The sequence below is a fragment of the Rhodoferax sp. genome, assembly GCF_023700745.1.
Taxonomy (GTDB): Bacteria; Pseudomonadota; Gammaproteobacteria; order Burkholderiales; family Burkholderiaceae_C; genus Rhodoferax.
The window spans coordinates 1-19,813 of record NZ_JAMPYG010000028.1; the positions used below are offsets into that span (position 1 = coordinate 1).

Consider the following 19,813-nt stretch of genomic DNA (forward strand, 5'->3'; position numbering starts at 1 on the left):
ACCAGCACGCAAAGCCAGCAGGGCAAAAATACAGAAAGGAGACGCATCAAATGTAGACTTATCCACAATCGAGTAGCCAAAAATACCTTTAAACCGTGTGGCTCAAAATTCGACTGCAAACTGGCTCAGATTGACGCTGGAATCAACAACTTGCGCTTCGGGCAATATTTCACAGAGCAACTGAGGCTCAATCCCACTTGCATGTAGCCCAAGTTCCATTCCGCCGATCCCAGCGAAGAGCCCTACGCTTTTCATTGCGTGGCTTTGTTCAAAGTTGGAATAAGGGTACGAGCAATAACATAGGCACCCTTTGGTGGAACTGCATTCCCGATGATTTCAGCAAGTTTGGTGCGCGATTTCGCAGGGCTAAAGTCAAAAAAATCTGGAAAAAATTGGAGTCGAGCTGCTTCTCGGGCTGTTAAAGTACGTCTTTGCTCAGGATGGACATAACGCCCCATGCACATGCAGTAAAAGCCACTTGTAATCGTTTGGGCTAGTTTGTCCCAGCGCAGCCGACCATAAACCGTGTCGTAGCTGTGGGTTTTATCCCGATGGCAGGGGGGCCGCAATTCATTTGGCAATTCATACAAGGCATTGTCAAAGAGGTAGTCAATGCGTTTTCTCGTCTGCTCTTGTGGAACTGCAATACGATCTACAAGAAGCTCACGTGGTCGAGCAGCAATATCCTTGATTGCCCACTCAATCGTTCGTTCGCTGAGCGCATATCGTGCCTGTAGTTCATCAATACGCACTTCGTAGTCCCCGCGAGTTGCTATCATGATCATTCGCTTACGGCGCTGAGGAACGCCCAAAGTTGCGAAATCCAGGATGCCAATTGTCACTTTGTATCCAAGCTCTTTAAAGACTGCCTCGACAGAGTGCACGACACCTTTGCTATCTTTTAATGATCCGACTACGTTTTCCACCACAACAGAATGAGGGCGAAAAACAGCTGCAGCACGCGCCATCACATGCATTAGTTGATTTTTTGGATCGCGTCTTCGCGTGAAATTATTTAAATCTGAATGTCCTTGACAAGGTGGGCCACCAACGAGCAAATCAATTTCGCCGACACGCGTTCTCAATTCAATTTCTCTGGAAGTTAAGTCGGTGCTCCAGTTGCTATCGAATAAAGTTGTTACGTCTGCACACTGCACTTCTGCATTCGGAAAATTTTCCTTGTAGCATGCAAGTGCCGCAGCGTCAGAATCCACTGCAAGAGGTATTTCTACATTTCGTCCAAGATCATGAGCTGCCAGCACAACTCCAAGCGAAATGCCACCACAGCCACAGAATAGATCCACGATGCGCACTGGCGCAGCCTTGGCTTCAAGGGTCGGCCTTGTCGAAAGGCGGAGGAAGTTCTTGTCATTGCCGAGTATTTGGAGGTCTTTTGTTGTTGTTGCCATGTATTACTTGCATATAAGGTGTTTATCACGCACAGCTACTTACGCACTGGACCCGAAAAATCAATGAGATAAGCGATTTAAAATTCAGATCAGAAACCTGAATTTGAAACCACCTCTGGCTCGCTCTGTCACCAGCACTGATATTCCATAGATCCATCGCTACTTCTCCTCGCTACTATCTTTGCAATCGTGGTCATTGCTCATGTAGGCAGGCAGAGCACCTTGCGACCCATTTGTTCGTTTTCATACTTTCGACTCCAGTTTACTGTTATTTTGTACAGCACATGCAAGTCCAGTGAAATTAAACAATTCTGTGAACAAGGCCTACAGAGTTTTCAGACTCAGCCCACCGAACCCCGCCCCCCTGCAGCTGTGCCTAATGCCACCAACGCCAGAAAGCAAAAAGCCCATCTTGATGGACGGGCTTGAGGCAAACTTGGTGCCCATTCCGGGAATCGGACCCGGGACCTCTCCCTTACCAAGGGAGTGCTCTGCCACTGAGCCAAATGGGCAACATGGAGCGGGATAAGAGGCTCGAACCCGCGACCCCCGGCGTGACAGGCCGGTATTCTGACCAACTGAACTACCACTCCGCAACTAACTCGGTCTCAAACCATGGCTCCTCGACCTGGGCTCGAACCAGGGACAACACGATTAACAGTCGTGTGCTCTACCAACTGAGCTATCGAGGAAGATGTTTCTGGCACCAAGGGTTGACACCCATTGGCCCAAAGAAAAACCCATCGCGAGGATGGGTTCATCAATTTGGTGGCCCGGGGCGGAATCGAACCACCGACACAAGGATTTTCAATCCTCTGCTCTACCGACTGAGCTACCAGGCCTAAGCGGCATATTCTAGCAGCGCATTGGGCCGTTTTGAGGCGCGGGCTTGATTTTTCAAATGCGTTTACGCGTCAGGTCCACACCCAGTTGCTTGAGCTTGCGGTACAGATGCGTGCGCTCCAGGCCAGTCTTTTCAGCGACACGTGTCATGGAGCCATTTTCTTTGGCCAGGTGGAACTCGAAATAGGCCTTTTCGTATTCGTCACGGCCTTCCCGCAGTGGCTTGTCGAGCATGAAGTTTTGCGTGGCTTGCGGTCCAGGTTCCGGGGCCAGTTCGATCATACTGACTGGCATGTCAGCCAGCGCCACGGTGTCTGCTTTCATGCCCATGGACGGCATGGACTGGGTCAATTTGCGCAAAGCACCACGGGTCAGACCCTGCTCCACCGCCTTGAGCAGCTTTTGCAAGGTGATCGGTTTTTCCAGAAATGCCAGGGCGCCAATGCGCGTGGCCTCGACAGCAGTGTCAATGGTGGCATGGCCGCTCATCATGATCACCGGCATCGTCAAGGCCCCGGACGTGGACCATTCCTTGAGCAAGGTGACACCGTCGGTGTCGGGCATCCAGATGTCGAGCAAAACCAGATCAGGGGCCTCGCGCAGGCGGGCGGCGCGGGCTTGTGCGGCGTTTTCCGCCAACTCCACGGTATGACCTTCGTCGTTAAGAATCTCGCACAACAGATCGCGAATACCCAGTTCGTCGTCCACTACCAAAATGTTAGCCATGTACTTGTCATTCCCCTGAAAGTGGTATCAGCAATGTCACATCAAATTGCCTGAGGGCCTGGCGCAGGCTCAACCGCGAATGATAACGATACTTGCGCACCGAGAATTTCACCGTTGTGCAAACGGTTTGAAATGGTCACCCGACTGGCATGCTCGTCGGCAATTTTTTTGACGACAGCCAGGCCCAGGCCGGTGCCTTTGTCCTTGGTGGTCACATAGGGCTCAAACGCCCGTTTGTGAATGTGGTCAGGAAACCCGGTCCCACAGTCCACCACCACCAGCCGTACCCGGCGCGCGCTGGCTTGCCACTGGGTTTTGACCAACACCGCATGCTCGGCATTGGCATGTCCTGCACTCAGTGTGGCATCCTGCGCGTTCTGCAACAGGTTGTGCAACACCTGGCGCAACTGCTGGGTGTCGCCGAGGATGGCGGGGCACTCGGGATCAAGCTCGGTCTTGACGGGCACCGGGCCCAGATCGTCGGCATACAAATGCAGCACATCATTGACCAGCTCATTGAGGTTGAGCGGCTGGAGTTCCGCCGCGGGCAGGCGCGCGTAATCCCGGAATTCATTGACCAGACGTTTCATGGCATCGACCTGGTCGACGATGGTTTTGACCGATTTGGTCAGCATGGCCTGCTCAGTGGCACCCAGCTTGCCGCCGAGCTTCATTTCCAGGCGCTCGGCTGACAATTGGATCGGTGTCAGCGGGTTTTTGATCTCATGCGCCAGGCGCCGCGCCACTTCTCCCCAGGCCTGCGCCCGTTGCGCTGACACAATTTCAGAAATATCGTCAAACACCAACAAGCGCTGTTCACCCGGCAATTCGGCACCCCGCGTCACCAGGGTAATGACATCATGGGCCGGACGCCCGCTTTGCGCCCGACCGACACCGCCGAGCTCGAAAGATTGCTGCCAATGGTCCAGCGTGCGTTCACTGTGGGGACTGAAAAAGTTGTCGAATTGCGCCTGCACCTGTTGGCCAAAGGACTGGAGCCCGTCAATCTGGGCCAGTGCCTGCCCCTGGTGCGCAGCCAGTGGCACCCGCAAAATACGGGTAGCGCCGGGGTTGGACGCAAAGATGTGCCCGTTGGCATCGAGCACCATGACGCCGGCCGTGAGGTTGTCCAGAATGGTTTGCAGGTTGGCGTGCGCCGCGCTCACCTGTGCCATGCTGGTTTGCACCGCCTGGCGCGCATCGGCAAGCTGCTGGGTCATCTGGGCAAATGAGCGGGTCAAGCCATCCAGTTCATCATTGCCGCGCAAATAGGTTTTTGGGGTGAGGTCACCGGCGGCCACCTGACGCACACCGTCGGCGAGCAACAGCAGCGGCCGGGCCAGCTGGTTGCCCAGCACCACGGCCAGCAGGACCGCACCAAAAACCGCCAGGAACAGGCTCAGGGTGAGCGTGCCGATGTACATCCGGCGCAGGCCATCGCGGGCCAGCGCCCGCTCCTGGTATTCGCGATTGGCCTGCGTCACGGCCAGGGCATTGGCCACCAGCGTGTCGGGCAATGCCTTCACCACGAGCAGATAACGCGACTCGTTGAAAGCCCCCAATTGATCGCTGGTGATGCGCGCCAGCGCCTTGATCCGGGCCTGGGACGCGGCACTCGGATCAACATCGTCCAGGCCTTCAATCCAGGTAATGACGCCCTGATCCCGCGCGGCCCTGAATTGCTGCGCACTGGGTCGTTCGGGATTAAGCTGGTAGCGCGACTGGCCCGCCGCCGCAATGAGCCGACCCGAGCCCCCCCACAGCATCATGTCGTCAGCCCCCACCGCGACGCGCGTGCGCTCCAGCGGCAAGGCTGCACTGACATCGGGCGTCGCTGACAGCTGCGCCGCACCCGTGCGTGCCTTGCCTGCCAGATCAGTCGACAAGGCTTCGAGCGTGGTGCGTCCCAAATTGAGTCCGGCATTCAGGGCACCCTCGACCTTGACGTCAAACCAGCTCTCGATGGAGCGCGTGACAAACTGGTACGACACCACGTAAATCAGCACACCCGGGGCAAAACCCGCCAGCGCAAAAATGGCTGCCAGCTTGACCAGCAAACGACTGCCAAATTTTTTCTGTACCAGACGCCGGACCAGGCGCACGGCGATCCAGCCAATGACCCCCAGCAACAGCACCGCCACCACCACATTGACGGCAAATAAGCGGGCGTAATTTTTCTCGTAGAGCTCGCGGTTGGTGGTGGCCTGGGTCAATAAAAAAAGCAGCACCAGGCCAATGGCCACCATGGCGATCAGACCCAGACCCAGCAACCAGCGGACCGATCGGGAATGGCGTATCGGCGCACTGGCCGAGGTTGATTTCATTGGCCCGGCCCAGCCTCAAGAAGCTGCTCGCCAGCCAGTTCCACCGACCAGTCTGATTGTCCGAGCGTGCCAATTTGCAAAGGCCGGGGCAGTTGCGTCAGGTCGAGCCGAAAGCGAAACGCGACCAGATAGGAGGCATTGGCCTTGAGCTCCGGCGTATCGGCAATTTTCCAGCGCGTGATGCGGCGCACGGTGGCCAGTGCCTCTTTCCAGGATTCAAAGCTCTGGTTCAAGGCCAGACCCAGAGCTGGCTCCACGAACTCACCGGAAGTAATGTTGAGCCGCCAGCGGTTGGTCAGGGGTTGGTAGGCCAGGCGAAACTGACGCTTGGCGGTGACTATTCTTTTGTTGGTCCAGTACCAGCGTTCGCGCAGCACATCGGCTTCCGCCACAAAAAAGATCGGAATGCCTTTGTGCAGGGCATCCACCACCGCCGGCGACAAATCAAACTGGAGCTGGGTTGAGAGCCAGATGGCATCGTCGATACGCTCCAGACGCAGCAGCGGTCGCTCGGTGTCTTCGGGTGCTTGGGCCAGCGCTGTGCCCAGTCCCAGCACAGCCGTGGCCAGCCAGCCCAGCAACAACCTAGGCAGCAGACTTTTCAAGCAACGCGTAATAAAAGCCATCATGCTCACGAGTCGGATTGTCAACCAGACCCGGCCATTGCACGGCATGACCTGGCAACAAATGTCCGGGCGACGGCAATAAGGTGGCGTTGCTGTTGTTGACAAGAAACGCCTTGATCTGGCCCTGACCTTCGGCCTGGAAGACCGAACAGGTGCAATACAGCAAACGGCCGCCGGGTTTGACCAAAGGCCAGAGTACGGCGAGTAGCCTGGCCTGCTGCCGCGCCAGTTGTGCCGCATCCGTGGGCCGGCGCAGCCAGCGAATGTCCGGGTGACGGCGTACCACGCCCGAGCCGGAGCAGGGGGCGTCAAGCAGGATGGCGTCATAACTTTGCCCCTGCCACCAGCTAGGCAAGTCGGCCGCATCGGCGGTCAGCACCTGGGCGCTGAAGCCAAGACGCTGCAAGTTGTCGTGAATGCGCTGGCAGCGCTGGGCGTCGATGTCGAGCGCGGTAACTGAAACATTGGCAAATTCCAGCAGGTGCGCTGTTTTGCCGCCGGGGGCGGCGCAGGCATCGAGCACCTGCAGCGGGCCCTGCAAGCCCGTCAGGAGCAGGGGTGCTGCCCATTGTGCTGCGCTGTCCTGCACCGAGACCAGCCCATCTGCAAAACCAGGAATCTGCTGCACCGCTGTGGCCGCCTGCAGCACCACGCCCACCGGCCCCAGGGGCTCGGCGATCAGGCCGGCCGCACCGAGCATCTTGAGGTAATCGGCCACGCTGATGCGCCGGGTGTTGACGCGCAACACCATCGGTGCCTGGGCATTATTGGCCGCCAGAATGCTTTGCCACTGCGTCGGCCACTCGGCCTGCATCTGGGCCAGCCACCAGCCCGGGTGGTTCCAGCGCGCCACCGGATCGTGCACTACCTGGGCCAGCAGGGTGGCTTGCTCGCGCAAAAACCGGCGCAAACAGGCATTCACAAAAGCCGCCTGGGCCTTCAGTTTCGGCGTTTTCTTGGCGGCTTCCACCGTTTGATTGACCAGCGTGAAGGCGTCATAGGCAGCCTCGTCTCCCTGCGATAACAGTGCCAGCGCGCTGCACAGCAGGGCATCCAGCTGGGGTGAAGGTTTGCGGGGTGCCAGCAGGCGGCGCAAGGCCTGCGCCTGCCCCAGCGTTCGCAACACGGCAAAACTCAGCGCCTGTACCCCCGGGCGCAATGACACATCGACCGCACCGATGGCCGCCGTGCCGGAGGCGCCGGCCTGAATGGCCTGCAACACATTGGCGACGGCCTGCAATTGCCGCCACAGGGGGATCATCTGGGTTGAGGTGGTCATGATTGAGTATAAAAAAAGCGCCTCAACCCCATGCGAATAGGGCGTGAGACGCTTTTCAACAGTCGGTCAATTACTTGCCGTCTATACCTTCGTCCTGGTCCTGCTCACTGGCCAGGGCCAGTTCGGCAGCTTCGGTTTCGGCAATGGCGCGACGCTCGGCGTCGTCCATGTTTTCGCGCACCTTGCGAGCTTCGTGATAGGCCAGGCCGGTACCGGCCGGAATCAGACGACCCACAATGACGTTTTCTTTCAGACCACGCAGACCATCGCGTTTGCCCATGATGGCGGCTTCGGTCAGCACGCGGGTGGTTTCCTGGAAGGAAGCAGCGCTGATAAAGCTGTCGGTGGACAGCGAAGCTTTGGTGATACCCAGCAGCAGGTTGGTGAAGGTGGCCGGAATCTTGCCTTCGGCGCGCAAGGCGTCGTTGGTATTGAGCATTTCCGAGCGTTCCACCTGCTCACCATTGATGTAGTTGGAGTCACCCGCAGCCTCAACCACCACACGGCGCAGCATCTGACGAACAATCACTTCAATGTGCTTGTCGTTGATCTTCACGCCCTGCAGACGGTAGACGTCCTGCACTTCGTCGACGATGTAGCGCGCCAGTTCTTCCGCACCCAGCAAGCGCAAGATGTCCTGCGGGTCGGCCGGGCCGTCCACCACCACTTCGCCCTTGTTGACGATCTGGCCTTCGTGCACCAGCATGTTCTTTTCCTTGGGCACCAGCTCTTCCCATACCTTGCCTTCGGGGTCGGTGATCTGCAGGCGGATCTTGCCCTTGGTTTCCTTGCCGAAGGAGATGGTACCGGTCATTTCGGCCAGTACGCCCTTGTCCTTGGGCGAACGGGCTTCGAACAACTCGGCCACACGCGGCAAACCGCCGGTAATGTCGCGGGTCTTCTGACCTTCGACCGGGATACGTGCCAGCACTTCGCCGGGACCCACGTCCTGACCATCACGCACCTGCACCAGCGCACCAATCGGGAAGCCAATCGTCACCGCATGGTCGGTGCCAGGGATCTTGACTTCGTTTCCAGTGGCATCGATCAACTTGACTTGTGGCCGCACCACCTTGGCCGAGCCACGGCGTTTCGGGTCGATCACCACCAGCGTCGACAAGCCGGTGACTTCGTCAACCTGCTTGGCCACGGTCAGACCTTCTTCGACGTTCTCGAAACGGGCCTGGCCGGCGTACTCGGTGATGATGGGGCGCGTCAGCGGATCCCAGTTGGCCAAAATGGTGCCAGCCTTGATGGTCTGGTCCGGCTTGATCGTGAGAATGGCGCCGTAGGGCACTTTATGGCGCTCGCGTTCACGGCCATGTTCATCGTGAATGATGATCTCGCCCGAGCGGGAAATCACCACCAGTTCGCCCTTGCCGTTGGTGACATAGCGCATGGTCGCGTTGAAACCAATATTGCCGTTGGACTTGGCTTCGACGCTGGAGGCAATGGCGGCACGCGAAGCCGCACCACCGATGTGGAAAGTACGCATGGTCAGCTGGGTGCCGGGCTCGCCAATCGACTGCGCCGCAATCACACCCACCGCCTCGCCGCCGTTGACCAGGCCACCGCGACCCAGATCGCGGCCGTAGCACTTGGCGCAAATGCCAAAGCGGGTTTCGCAGGTGAGCGCGGTGCGTACCTTGACTTCGTCCACGCCCGCCACTTCCAGTTCGTCGATCATGTCTTCGTCGAGCATGGTGCCGGCCGGCGCCAGCACCGACTGGGTCTCGGGGTGCAGGACGTCTTCGGCTGCGGTGCGACCCAGAATGCGGTCACGCAGCGATTCGATGGTTTCGCCGCCTTCGACAATGGCACGCATGAGGTAGCCGTTGTGGGTGCCGCAGTCCTGTTCGGTCACCACCAGGTCTTGCGTCACGTCGACCAGACGACGCGTCAGGTAACCCGAGTTAGCGGTTTTCAACGCGGTGTCGGCCAGACCCTTACGCGCACCGTGCGTGGAGATGAAGTACTCCAGCACGTTCAGGCCTTCGCGGAAGTTGGCGGTAATGGGCGTCTCGATGATCGAGCCATCGGGCTTGGCCATCAGACCCCGCATACCGGCCACCTGGCGAATCTGCGCTGCGGAACCGCGGGCACCGGAGTCGGCCATCATGTAGATGGAGTTGAAGGACTCCTGCGGCACCTGGTTGCCGTGGCGATCGGTCACCGTCTCTTTGGAGAGCTGGCCCATCATCACCTTGGACACTTCGTCACCGGCCTTGCCCCAGATGTCGACCACCTTGTTGTAACGCTCACCCGCGGTCACCAGACCCGAGGTGTACTGCTGGGCAATTTCTTTCACCTCGTTTTCAGCGCGCTCGATGATGCCCGGTTTTTCGGTGGGCACCAGCATGTCTTCGATCGAGATCGAAATACCGGCGCGGGTGGCCAGACGGAAACCGTATTGCAACAGCTTGTCGGCAAACACCACGGTTTCCTTGAGGCCGCACTTGCGGAACGAAGCGTTGATGAGACGCGAAATTTCCTTTTTCTTCAGCGCCTTGTTGATGAACGCAAACGGCAGGCCCTTGGGCAGGATTTCCGACAACAGGGCACGACCGACCGAGGTCTCAACCAGGCTGGTACTGGGCGTGAGTTCGCCAGTGGCCTTGTCCTTGGTGTATTCGGTCAGGCGCACGCTGATGCGCGAGCTCATTTCGACCTCGCCCGCGTCAAAGGCGCGCTGGACTTCACCGGTATCGGCAAACACCAGGCCTTCGCCCTTGCTGTTGATGCGGTCACGGGTGGTGTAGTACAGGCCCAGCACCACGTCTTGCGACGGCACGATGGACGGCTCGCCGTTGGACGGGAACAGCACGTTGTTGGAGGCCAGCATCAGGGTGCGGGCTTCCATCTGGGCTTCAACGGACAAGGGCACGTGAACGGCCATCTGGTCGCCGTCGAAGTCGGCGTTGAAAGCGGCGCAGACCAGCGGGTGCAGTTGAATGGCCTTGCCTTCGATCAAAATCGGCTCGAAGGCCTGGATACCCAGACGGTGCAGCGTCGGTGCACGGTTCAGCATGACCGGGTGTTCCTTGATGACTTCTTCGAGGATGTCCCAGACCACTGGCGTGCCGGTTTCGACTTCCTTCTTGGCCGCCTTGATGGTGGTGGCAATGCCCATGGCTTCCAGGCGCGCAAAAATGAAGGGCTTGAACAGTTCCAGCGCCATCAGCTTGGGCAAACCGCACTGGTGCAGCTTCAGGGTGGGGCCCACCACAATGACCGAACGGCCAGAGTAGTCGACGCGCTTGCCCAGCAAGTTCTGACGGAAACGACCGCCCTTGCCCTTGATCATGTCGGCCAGCGACTTGAGCGCACGCTTGTTGGCGCCGGTCATGGCCTTGCCGCGACGGCCGTTGTCGAGCAGCGAGTCAACAGCTTCCTGCAACATGCGCTTTTCATTGCGGGCAATGATTTCCGGCGCTTTCAGTTCCAGCAAACGGCGCAGACGGCTGTTGCGGTTGATGACGCGGCGGTACAGGTCGTTCAGGTCAGAAGTGGCAAAACGGCCACCGTCCAGGGGAACGAGCGGGCGCAGGTCAGGCGGCAGCACCGGCAGCACATCAAGCACCATCCACTCGGGCTTGATGCCAGACTTTTTGAAGGCTTCCAGCAGCTTGAGGCGCTTGGTGTTCTTCTTGATCTTGAGCTCGGAACCGCTGGGGTCGTTGCGCAGCTTTTCGATGGCGCTGTCGATGTCGAGGTTTTGCAGCAAATCCTTGACGCCTTCGGCACCCATCTTGGCCTGGAACTCGTCGCCGTATTCCTTGAACTTGGCGTCAAAGTCGTCTTCCGACATGATGCTGTATTTCTTCAGCGGGGTCATGCCGGGGTCGGTCACCACGTAGGCTTCAAAGTAGAGCACGCGTTCGATGTCGCGCAGCGTCATGTCCAGCACCAGGCCCAAGCGGCTGGGCAGGGACTTCAGGAACCAGATGTGGGCGCAGGGCGCGGCCAGGTCGATGTGACCCATGCGCTCGCGACGCACCTTGGTCTGCGTGACTTCAACGCCGCATTTCTCGCAGATGACACCGCGGTGCTTGAGGCGTTTGTACTTGCCGCACAGGCATTCGTAGTCCTTGATGGGGCCAAAAATCTTGGCGCAAAAAAGACCGTCACGCTCGGGCTTGAAAGTGCGGTAGTTGATGGTTTCGGGTTTTTTGACTTCGCCAAAAGACCAGGAACGGATTTTTTCGGGCGAGGCCATGCCAATCTTGATGGCATCGAAGTGCTCGTCAGGCGTGAATTGCTTGAACAGGTCGAGTAATGATTTCATATTGAATCCTTTTTAATCAGTTGAGGACAGAGCAAATTTGCTTTGCAAATCTTGGTCTGTCCCGCAATGCATCACGAACGTTCCAGCTCAATGTCCAGGCCCAGGGAACGAATTTCCTTGACCAGCACGTTGAACGATTCCGGCATACCGGCTTCGATCGAGTGTTCTCCCTTGACGATGCTCTCGTAGACCTTGGTGCGGCCCTGCACGTCGTCGGACTTGACGGTGAGCATTTCCTGCAGCGTGTAGGAGGCGCCGTAGGCTTCCAGCGCCCAGACCTCCATCTCGCCGAAACGCTGGCCACCGAACTGCGCCTTGCCGCCCAGCGGTTGCTGCGTGACCAGGCTGTAGGGACCGGTGGAGCGGGCATGCATCTTGTCGTCGACCAGGTGGTGCAGCTTCAGGTAGTGCATGTAGCCGACCGTGACCGGGCGCTCAAAGCGGTCGCCAGTGCGGCCGTCGTACAGGTAGGCCTGGGTGCGGGTGGGCGTGAGGCCCTTGGCCGCGGCCAGGTCGTCAGGGTAGGCCAGCTTGAGCATGGCGCGGATTTCGTCCTCGGTGGCACCGTCAAACACCGGCGTGGCAAACGGCATGCCGCTGGTCAGGTTTTCGGCCATGGCGAGCAACTGCGCATCATCAAGCTGCGCCAGGTCTTCCTTGCGGCCCGTGCTGTTGTAGATCTCGCCCAGAAACTCGCGCAATTCGGCGACACGGCTTTCATGCTGCAGCATATCGCCAATGCGTTGGCCAATGCCCTTGCCCGCCCAGCCCAGGTGGACTTCAAGCACCTGACCCACGTTCATCCGTGACGGCACGCCCAGCGGGTTCAACACGATGTCGCAGGGGGTACCGTCGGCCATGTGCGGCATGTCTTCTACCGGCACAATCTTGGAAACCACACCCTTGTTACCGTGGCGACCGGCCATCTTGTCACCGGGTTGCAGGTGGCGTTTGACGGCCACATAGACCTTGACCATCTTCAGCACGCCAGCGGGCAACTCGTCACCCTGCGTGAGCTTCTTGCGCTTTTCTTCAAACGCCAGGTCAAAGCGGTGGCGCGTCTGCTCCAGCGAATTCTTGATGCTCTCGAGCTGTGCCGACACGTCTTCATCGGCCGGTCGGATGTCAAACCAGTGGAACTTTTCGACCGCAGCCAGGTAGGCGGCGTCGATCTTGCTGCCCTTGGCGAGCTTTTGCGGGCCACCGTTGGCGGCTTTACCCACCAGCAGTTTCTCGATACGGGCAAAGGCGTCGGCTTCAACAATGCGCAGCTGGTCGTTGAGGTCCAGCCGGAAGCGCTTGAGCTCGTCGTCGATGATCTGCTGCGCGCGGCGGTCGCGCGTGATGCCTTCACGGGTGAACACCTGCACGTCAATGACCGTGCCTTGCGAGCCCTGGTCCACGCGCAGCGAGGTGTCTTTCACATCGCTGGCTTTTTCGCCAAAGATGGCCCGCAGCAGCTTTTCTTCGGGGGTCAGCGTGGTCTCACCTTTGGGTGTGACCTTGCCGACCAGGGTGTCGCCCGGCATGACTTCAGCACCGACGTAGATGATGCCGGATTCGTCCAGACGGTTGAGCTGCTGTTCGCTCAGGTTGGGAATGTCGCGGGTGATTTCTTCGGCACCCAGCTTGGTGTCACGCGCCATCACCACCAGCTCTTCGATGTGGATCGAGGTGTAACGGTCTTCGGCCACGACACGTTCGCTGATCAGGATCGAGTCTTCGAAGTTGTAGCCGTTCCAGGTCATGAAACCGATCAGCATGTTCTGGCCCAGCGCCAGCTCACCGAGGTCGGTGGAGGCGCCGTCGGCGATCACATCGCCCTTGGCCAGCTGGTCGCCTTTTTTGACGATCGGGCGCTGGTGGATGTTGGTGTTCTGGTTGGAACGCTGGTACTTGATCAGGTTGTAGATGTCAACACCCACTTCACCGGCCTGCGCTTCGGCGTCGTTGACGCGGATCACGACACGGGTGGCGTCGACATAGTCAACCACACCGCCACGGGTGGCGACCACCACGGTGCCGGAGTCGATGGCGGCAACGCGCTCGATACCGGTGCCGACCATCGGCTTTTCAGGGCGCAGGATGGGCACGGCCTGGCGCGACATGTTGGCGCCCATCAAGGCGCGGTTGGCGTCGTCGTGCTCCAGGAAGGGCACCAGCGAGGCCGCCACCGACACGATCTGCGCCGGCGACACGTCCATGTACTGCACGCGGTCGGCAGGAACCATCATGGTTTCACCAGCTTCACGCGCCGAGATCAGTTCGCCGGTGAGGCGGCCTTCCTTGTCGAGCACCGCGTTGGCCTGGGCAATGACGTACTTGCCTTCTTCGATGGCCGACAGGTAGTCGATGTCCATCGTGACCTTGGCATCGACCACGCGACGGTACGGCGTTTCAATGAAGCCGTAGTCGTTGAGGCGGGCGTACAGGGCCAGCGAGTTGATCAGACCGATGTTCGGACCTTCGGGGGTTTCAATCGGGCAAACACGACCGTAGTGGGTCACGTGCACGTCGCGCACCTCGAAGCCGGCACGTTCACGCGTCAGACCACCCGGGCCAAGCGCCGAGACGCGACGCTTGTGCGTGATCTCGGACAGCGGGTTGGTCTGGTCCATGAACTGCGACAACTGCGAGGCGCCGAAGAACTCTTTCAGCGCAGCCGAAATCGGCTTGCTGTTGATCAGGTCGTGCGGCATCAGGGGCTCTTGCTCGGCCTGACCCAGACGTTCTTTCACGGCTTTCTCGATCCGTGCCAGACCCATGCGGTACTGGTTTTCGGCCAGCTCGCCGACGCAACGCACACGGCGATTGCCGAGGTGGTCGATGTCGTCGACCTGGCCATGACCGTTGCGCAGGTCAACCAGCACCTTGACCACGGCCAAGATGTCTTCGTTGGTCAGCACCATGGGGCCGGTGGACTCCGGGCGGCCCATCTTGGCGTTGAATTTCATGCGACCGACACGCGACAGATCGTAGGTGTCGGGGTTGTAGAACAGGCGCTGGAACAGAGCTTGCACGGCGTCTTCGGTCGGCGGCTCGCCGGGGCGCATCATGCGGTAGATGGCCACACGGGCGGCAAACTCGTCAGTGGTTTCGTCGGTGCGCAGGGTCTGCGAAATGTAGGCACCCTGGTCGAGCTCGTTGGTGTAGATGCAGGCCAAGTCCTGAATGCCGCTAGTGCGCAGCTTCTTGAGCAGGACTTCGGTCAGCTCTTCATTGGCCTTGGCCAGGATTTCACCGGTCTCGGCATCCACCACGTTGCGGGCCACGATGCGGCCAATCAAGAAGTCTTCCGGCACCGAGATATGGGTGGTTTCGGACTGCTCGAGCTCGCGTGTATGACGCACCGTCACGCGCTTTTCCTTGGCCACAATGACCTTGCCACTCTTGTCGGTGATGTCAAAGCGGGCCACTTCACCGCGCAGACGCTCAGCCACAAATTCCATCTGGGCACCGCTGTCCATCAGGCGGAAGTTGTCATTGACAAAGAAGTTGGCGAGGATCGACTCGTTGTTCAGGCCGATGGCCTTGAGCAGGATCGTGACCGGCATCTTGCGGCGACGGTCGACGCGGAAATAGAGGATGTCCTTGGGGTCGAACTCGAAGTCGAGCCAGGAACCGCGGTAAGGAATGATGCGTGCCGAGAACAGCAGCTTGCCCGAGCTGTGGGTCTTGCCCTTGTCGTGCTCGAAGAACACGCCGGGCGAGCGGTGCAGCTGGGACACGATGACGCGCTCGGTGCCGTTGATGACAAACGAGCCTTTTTCGGTCATCAGGGGCACTTCGCCCATGTAGACTTCCTGCTCCTTGACTTCCTTCACCACCTTGTTTTGCGACGTGGACGATTCACGGTCATAAATGATCAGTTGCACACGTGCACGCACAGCCGACGAATAGGTCAGACCACGGGTCTGGCATTCACGCACATCAAACGCCGGCTTGGCCAGGTTGTAGTCGAGGTACTTCATCTCGACAAAACCATTGTGGGACACGATCGGGAACGCTGCATTGAAGGCCGCCTGCAGACCTTCGTCGGTCCGTTTTTTCTGCGGTACTTCGGCTTGAAGGAACGCGGTGTAGGCGTCTTTCTGCATTTGCAGCAGGTAAGGGATCTCCAGCACGCTGTCGCGGCTGCCAAAGTTTTTACGTATCCGTTTGCGTTCGGTGTATGAATAAGCCATGAAATCTCCGGGCAAATGAGGACGGTGACGGTCCTGAACGACGTTAACGCTTGGTGATTGGCCACTACCAATCAATGGCGGACGGTTGCACCTTGCATGCAACCCGAACCAAGGGATCTTCTGCTGTCGGGGTTAGAAGACACTGGAAAAAGAGCGTGATGCCCGCTTACCAGTGTGTTCTGCAAAAACACCAAAGGCTGGAGGCCCGTTAAAGCACTCCAGCCCCAGGGAAAACTCAATTACTTGAGTTCGGCCTTGGCACCAGCGTCAAGCAGCTTCTTCAGAGCGGCATCAGCATCAGCCTTGGAAACGCCTTCCTTGACGTTCTTCGGAGCGCCGTCCACCATGTCTTTGGCTTCCTTGAGGCCCAGACCGGTGATTTCGCGCACAGCCTTGATGACCGACACCTTTTGTGCGCCTGCATCGAGCAGAACCACGTTGAATTCGGTCTTTTCTTCGGCCACAGCAGCAGCAGCGCCACCGCCAGCAGCGGGTGCAGACATGGCTGCAGCGCTCACACCAAACTTCTCTTCGATGGCTTTCACCAGGTCGTTGAGTTCCATGACCGTCATGCTGTCGAGCGCGGTCAAAAATGCGTCTTTATCGAATGCCATTTTGTTTCCTAACAATTGATTAATTTCTGTGCATTGCAAGCGTTACGCTGCAACGGCCTCTGCGGGAGCTTCTGCGCCGCCGCCCTTTTGCTCTGCCAAAGCCGACATCACACGCGCAATGCGTGAAATAGGCGACTGCATCAAGCCCAGCAACTGTGCCAGCAACACTTCCTTGGAAGGAATACTTGCCAATTGCTTCACGCCGTTCACGTCCAGGGCCTTGCCTGCAAATGCACCTGCGCGAATCACCAATTTGTCATTGGTTTTAGCGAAGTCAGCCACCACTTTCGCGGCAGCCACTGCATCTTCAGAAAAGCCGTAGATCAGCGGACCGGTCATCTGGTCGGACACCACCTCAAAACCGCTACCAGCGACAGCACGGCGGGCCAATGTGTTTTTCAACACACTGAGGCTCACACCATTGCTGCGCGCAACAGTGCGCAGTTTGGTCATGTCGGCGACCGTGATGCCACGGTATTCCGCTATCACGAGCGTTTGAGCTTTAGCGGCGAGGCCAGTCACTTCACTGATGACCGCTTCTTTCTCACTGCGATTTAAACTCAAGGTCAACTCCTTAAAAAAGTACCCGTTTGTGGGGTTATCACCATCACATCAAGGCACACCATATTGCAGCGACCAACTGTTAAGGAACTTTTCAATTCTTTGGCAGCGGGATCGCCATCTGCGTTGGCTGTTATCGATTAAGTACCTCACTCGACAGGCTTGGCACACCAACGGTCTTGGATGGCCTGCGGCAGCTTGGAAGCCACCGCAGCCCACCACGTCAGGCGGCCTTTTCAGACCACCCAATTTCTTGCATTACGCGTTGATCGATTGCAGATCAACACGCACGCCAACACCCATGGTGCTGGAAACTGCCGCCTTGCGCAAATACAGACCTTTGCTAGTAGCGGGCTTGGCTTTCACCAGGGCATCGACCAAGGCAGCCAGGTTGTCTTTCAACTTGTCGCTGTCAAAGGAACGGCGGCCAATGGTGGAATGCACGATACCGGCTTTGTCAACACGGAACTGGACCTGACCCGCCTTGGCGTTTTTAACGGCTGTGGCGACATCGGGCGTGACCGTACCAACCTTGGGGTTGGGCATCAGGCCACGTGGGCCGAGGATCTGACCCAAGGTACCCACGACGCGCATAGCGTCAGGGGCAGCAATGACCACGTCAAAGGGCATATCGCCAGCCTTGACCATGGCAGCGAGGTCATCCATACCAACGATGTCAGCACCGGCGGCCTTGGCTTCTTCAGCCTTGGCACCCTGCGCGAACACGGCAACACGCTTGGTTTTTCCGGTGCCGTTGGGCAACACGACAGCGCCACGCACCACCTGGTCGGATTTCTTGGCATCGATGCCGAGCTGCACGGCCACGTCGATGGATTCATCGAACTTGGCGTTGGCAAATTCCTTTACCAAACCCAGAGCGTCGCCAATAGCGTACAGCTTGCCACTGTCCACTTTGCCTTGCTGGGCTTTTTGTTTTTTAGTCAAGTGCGCCATTTAAACACCTTCCACATTGATGCCCATCGAACGAGCCGAGCCCGCGATGGTACGAACGGCTGCATCCATGTCGGCAGCGGTCAAGTCCTTGATTTTGGTCTTGGCGATTTCTTCGAGCTGAGCGCGCGTGATCTTGCCGACCTTGGTCTTGAGGGGATTAGCCGAGCCCTTGTCAATCTTGACCGCTTTTTTGATCAGGATCGATGAAGGCGGCGACTTGATGACAAAAGTGAAACTCTTGTCAGCAAACGCGGTGATCACCACCGGCAGCGGCAGTCCGGGCTCGACACCCTGGGTCTGGGCATTGAATGCCTTGCAGAATTCCATGATGTTCAAACCACGCTGACCCAGGGCCGGGCCAATGGGGGGGGATGGGTTGGCTTTACCAGCTGGCACTTGCAGCTTGACAAAACCGACGATTTTTTTCGCCATGTTTAACTCCTAACGGGTACTGACGCCTTCATCTGCAAACCGCAGCTTCGGGCTCCCCGGGGTGAACGACTCTCTTCGACAACATTCGCACCGAGTCGGAAAGGCACGAAATACAAATTCAAATGCATCTGATCAGTTGAGGACAGAGCAGAAATTGCTGAAGCAATTTATTGGTCTGTCCCGCAATGTTTCAGGTTTCTCAGGCTTTCTCCACCTGGGAAAACTCAAGCTCAACCGGTGTCGAGCGACCAAAAATGGTAACTGCCACACGAACCTTGCTTTTTTCGTAATTGACTTCTTCCACCGAACCATTGAAGTCCGCAAAAGGACCTTCCTTGACACGCACGTACTCACCCACCACAAACTCAATCTTGTGCCTGGGTTTCTCGGTGCCCTCTTGCATCTGACTGACAATTTTCTGGACTTCAGCTTCGGAAATCGGCGAGGGTCGTGTTTTGCCGCCACCGACAAAACCGGTCACCTTGTTGGTGTGCTTCACCAGGTGCCAGGTGTCGTCATCCATGACCATCTCAACCAGCACATAACCGGGGAAAAATTTGCGTTCAGTCGTTTTTTTCTGGCCGTTCTTGATTTCGACCACTTCTTCCATGGGCACCAGAATGCGGCCAAACTTGCTTTGCATGCCGGCACGGTTAATGCGTTCAAGAATGTTGCGCTCAACGGCCTTTTCCATGCCAGAGTAGGCATGCACGACATACCAACGCAGATCCGGGTTGGCAGGCGCTGCGACAGGGGTGCCTGCCGTAGCCTCGGCACCATCCAATGGGGTATTCACAACATCCGTCATTATTTCTTCCACCCCAAAATCAGGTCATAAAAAAGCCACTCGAGGGTCTTGTCTGTCAACCACAGGAAAAGGGCCATGATCAGAACAAAACCAAACACATAGGCTGTCATCTGGATCGCTTCCTTGCGCGCCGGCCAAACAACTTTCCGGACTTCACGAACAGCATCCTGACCAAAGGCAGTCAGCGTCTTGCCAGACTCCGAGAGCAAAAACACCACCACAGCCAAGCCCAGACAGGCGAGCAGCCCTAACCACTGAAACAATGGCCCTTGCTTGCCCAGCGCGTAATAAGTCACCAGCGATGCAAGCACCAAAGCCGCAGCAAGCACCAGCTTGGCCTTATCGGCGGTTGTATTGACGGTTTGTACTTGAGGGGTGGCCATGTTATATTGATATTGCCTGTTTAAACTAGCACTGACATAGAGTGACCTTGAGACGCATAAGCCCGCCAGGTAAGTAGCGGGCTTTTTTAACACCTGACAACATCATCAGGTGGCAGGGGCAGTAGGAATCGAACCTACAACCTTCGGTTTTGGAGACCGACGCTCTGCCAATTGAGCTATGCCCCTGTGTTCTCCTGGCCTTTCAAATCCCGATGGATTACGCAATGACCTTAGCCACCACACCGGCGCCGACGGTACGACCGCCTTCACGGATGGCAAAGCGCAGGCCTTCTTCCATGGCGATCGGGGCAATCAGCTTGACCGTGATCGACACGTTGTCACCGGGCATGACCATTTCCTTGCCTTCTGGCAACTCGATCGCACC

Annotated in this window: 14 protein-coding genes, 4 tRNA genes and 1 pseudogene; 1 reads left to right on the forward strand and 18 read right to left on the reverse strand. The window is 57.9% G+C overall.

Annotation, left to right across the window (positions count from 1 at the left end):
• Nucleotides 1–207: hypothetical protein (locus NDJ10_RS14840; protein ID WP_296163711.1), on the forward strand; the 207-nt coding region annotated here is incomplete at its 5' end.
• A 44-nt stretch (nucleotides 208–251) separates the two neighbouring features.
• On the opposite strand, the gene NDJ10_RS14845 is transcribed toward NDJ10_RS14840, so the two are convergent.
• The 18 genes and pseudogenes from NDJ10_RS14845 to tuf form a co-directional block, all read right to left on the reverse strand.
• Complete coding sequence (locus tag NDJ10_RS14845) at nucleotides 252–1,409, reverse strand: DNA cytosine methyltransferase (protein WP_296163713.1); 1,158 nt, start codon at nucleotides 1,407–1,409, stop codon at nucleotides 252–254.
• Nucleotides 1,410–1,846: 437 nt separating this feature from the next.
• Nucleotides 1,847–1,921: transfer RNA gene (locus tag NDJ10_RS14850), tRNA-Thr, on the reverse strand.
• Nucleotides 1,922–2,025: 104 nt separating this feature from the next.
• Nucleotides 2,026–2,101: transfer RNA gene (locus NDJ10_RS14855), tRNA-Asn, on the reverse strand.
• Between the two features lie 74 nt (nucleotides 2,102–2,175).
• A tRNA-Phe gene (locus tag NDJ10_RS14860) sits at nucleotides 2,176–2,251 on the reverse strand.
• Nucleotides 2,252–2,306: 55 nt separating this feature from the next.
• Nucleotides 2,307–2,978, reverse strand: a complete 672-nt coding sequence (locus NDJ10_RS14865; protein ID WP_296163715.1) for a response regulator — start codon at nucleotides 2,976–2,978, stop codon at nucleotides 2,307–2,309.
• 41 nt (nucleotides 2,979–3,019) lie between these two features.
• Complete coding sequence (locus NDJ10_RS14870; RefSeq protein ID WP_296163717.1) at nucleotides 3,020–5,302, reverse strand: ATP-binding protein; 2,283 nt, start codon at nucleotides 5,300–5,302, stop codon at nucleotides 3,020–3,022.
• Entirely contained in the window at nucleotides 5,299–5,907 is a 609-nt protein-coding gene (locus tag NDJ10_RS14875) for a DUF4390 domain-containing protein (protein WP_296163720.1), read from the reverse strand. The genes NDJ10_RS14870 and NDJ10_RS14875 overlap by 4 nt, the downstream gene beginning before the upstream one ends.
• Complete coding sequence (gene rsmB / locus NDJ10_RS14880) at nucleotides 5,888–7,207, reverse strand: 16S rRNA (cytosine(967)-C(5))-methyltransferase RsmB (RefSeq protein ID WP_296163723.1); 1,320 nt, start codon at nucleotides 7,205–7,207, stop codon at nucleotides 5,888–5,890. Before rsmB ends, NDJ10_RS14875 begins: the two co-directional genes overlap by 20 nt.
• Before the next feature lie 70 nt (nucleotides 7,208–7,277).
• Nucleotides 7,278–11,492, reverse strand: coding sequence for a DNA-directed RNA polymerase subunit beta' (gene rpoC / locus NDJ10_RS14885; RefSeq protein WP_296163725.1), 4,215 nt, complete (start codon nucleotides 11,490–11,492; stop codon nucleotides 7,278–7,280).
• A gap of 71 nt (nucleotides 11,493–11,563) precedes the next feature.
• A complete protein-coding gene (rpoB, locus tag NDJ10_RS14890) occupies nucleotides 11,564–15,676 on the reverse strand; it encodes a DNA-directed RNA polymerase subunit beta (RefSeq protein WP_296163728.1) in 4,113 nt (1,370 codons plus the stop codon).
• A gap of 239 nt (nucleotides 15,677–15,915) precedes the next feature.
• Entirely contained in the window at nucleotides 15,916–16,290 is a 375-nt protein-coding gene (gene rplL / locus NDJ10_RS14895) for a 50S ribosomal protein L7/L12 (protein ID WP_296163731.1), read from the reverse strand.
• A 42-nt stretch (nucleotides 16,291–16,332) separates the two neighbouring features.
• Entirely contained in the window at nucleotides 16,333–16,854 is a 522-nt protein-coding gene (rplJ, locus tag NDJ10_RS14900) for a 50S ribosomal protein L10 (RefSeq protein WP_296163733.1), read from the reverse strand.
• A gap of 255 nt (nucleotides 16,855–17,109) precedes the next feature.
• The gene (gene rplA / locus NDJ10_RS14905) at nucleotides 17,110–17,805 is read right to left on the reverse strand and encodes a 50S ribosomal protein L1 (protein ID WP_296163735.1); all 696 of its coding nucleotides are present in this window, start codon (nucleotides 17,803–17,805) and stop codon (nucleotides 17,110–17,112) included.
• Nucleotides 17,806–18,237, reverse strand: a complete 432-nt coding sequence (rplK, locus tag NDJ10_RS14910; protein WP_296163737.1) for a 50S ribosomal protein L11 — start codon at nucleotides 18,235–18,237, stop codon at nucleotides 17,806–17,808.
• A 199-nt stretch (nucleotides 18,238–18,436) separates the two neighbouring features.
• Complete coding sequence (gene nusG, locus NDJ10_RS14915) at nucleotides 18,437–19,045, reverse strand: transcription termination/antitermination protein NusG (RefSeq protein WP_296163741.1); 609 nt, start codon at nucleotides 19,043–19,045, stop codon at nucleotides 18,437–18,439.
• Nucleotides 19,045–19,428: a preprotein translocase subunit SecE gene (gene secE, locus NDJ10_RS14920; protein ID WP_296163743.1), complete on the reverse strand. Its 384-nt coding sequence runs from the start codon at nucleotides 19,426–19,428 to the stop codon at nucleotides 19,045–19,047. The genes nusG and secE overlap by 1 nt, the downstream gene beginning before the upstream one ends.
• A gap of 110 nt (nucleotides 19,429–19,538) precedes the next feature.
• A tRNA-Trp gene (locus tag NDJ10_RS14925) sits at nucleotides 19,539–19,614 on the reverse strand.
• A 31-nt stretch (nucleotides 19,615–19,645) separates the two neighbouring features.
• Nucleotides 19,646–19,813: pseudogene (tuf, locus tag NDJ10_RS14930) on the reverse strand (elongation factor Tu); the annotation flags it as partial.

Coding starts and splice junctions, on each gene's coding strand:
- NDJ10_RS14845 (WP_296163713.1), bottom strand. CDS start 1,409: ATGGCAACAACAACAAAAGACCTCCAAATACTCGGCAATGACAAGAAC.
- NDJ10_RS14865 (WP_296163715.1), bottom strand. CDS start 2,978: ATGGCTAACATTTTGGTAGTGGACGACGAACTGGGTATTCGCGATCTG.
- NDJ10_RS14870 (WP_296163717.1), bottom strand. CDS start 5,302: ATGAAATCAACCTCGGCCAGTGCGCCGATACGCCATTCCCGATCGGTC.
- rsmB (WP_296163723.1), bottom strand. CDS start 7,207: ATGACCACCTCAACCCAGATGATCCCCCTGTGGCGGCAATTGCAGGCC.
- rpoC (WP_296163725.1), bottom strand. CDS start 11,492: ATGAAATCATTACTCGACCTGTTCAAGCAATTCACGCCTGACGAGCAC.
- rpoB (WP_296163728.1), bottom strand. CDS start 15,676: ATGGCTTATTCATACACCGAACGCAAACGGATACGTAAAAACTTTGGC.
- rplL (WP_296163731.1), bottom strand. CDS start 16,290: ATGGCATTCGATAAAGACGCATTTTTGACCGCGCTCGACAGCATGACG.
- rplA (WP_296163735.1), bottom strand. CDS start 17,805: ATGGCGCACTTGACTAAAAAACAAAAAGCCCAGCAAGGCAAAGTGGAC.
- rplK (WP_296163737.1), bottom strand. CDS start 18,237: ATGGCGAAAAAAATCGTCGGTTTTGTCAAGCTGCAAGTGCCAGCTGGT.
- nusG (WP_296163741.1), bottom strand. CDS start 19,045: ATGACGGATGTTGTGAATACCCCATTGGATGGTGCCGAGGCTACGGCA.
- secE (WP_296163743.1), bottom strand. CDS start 19,428: ATGGCCACCCCTCAAGTACAAACCGTCAATACAACCGCCGATAAGGCC.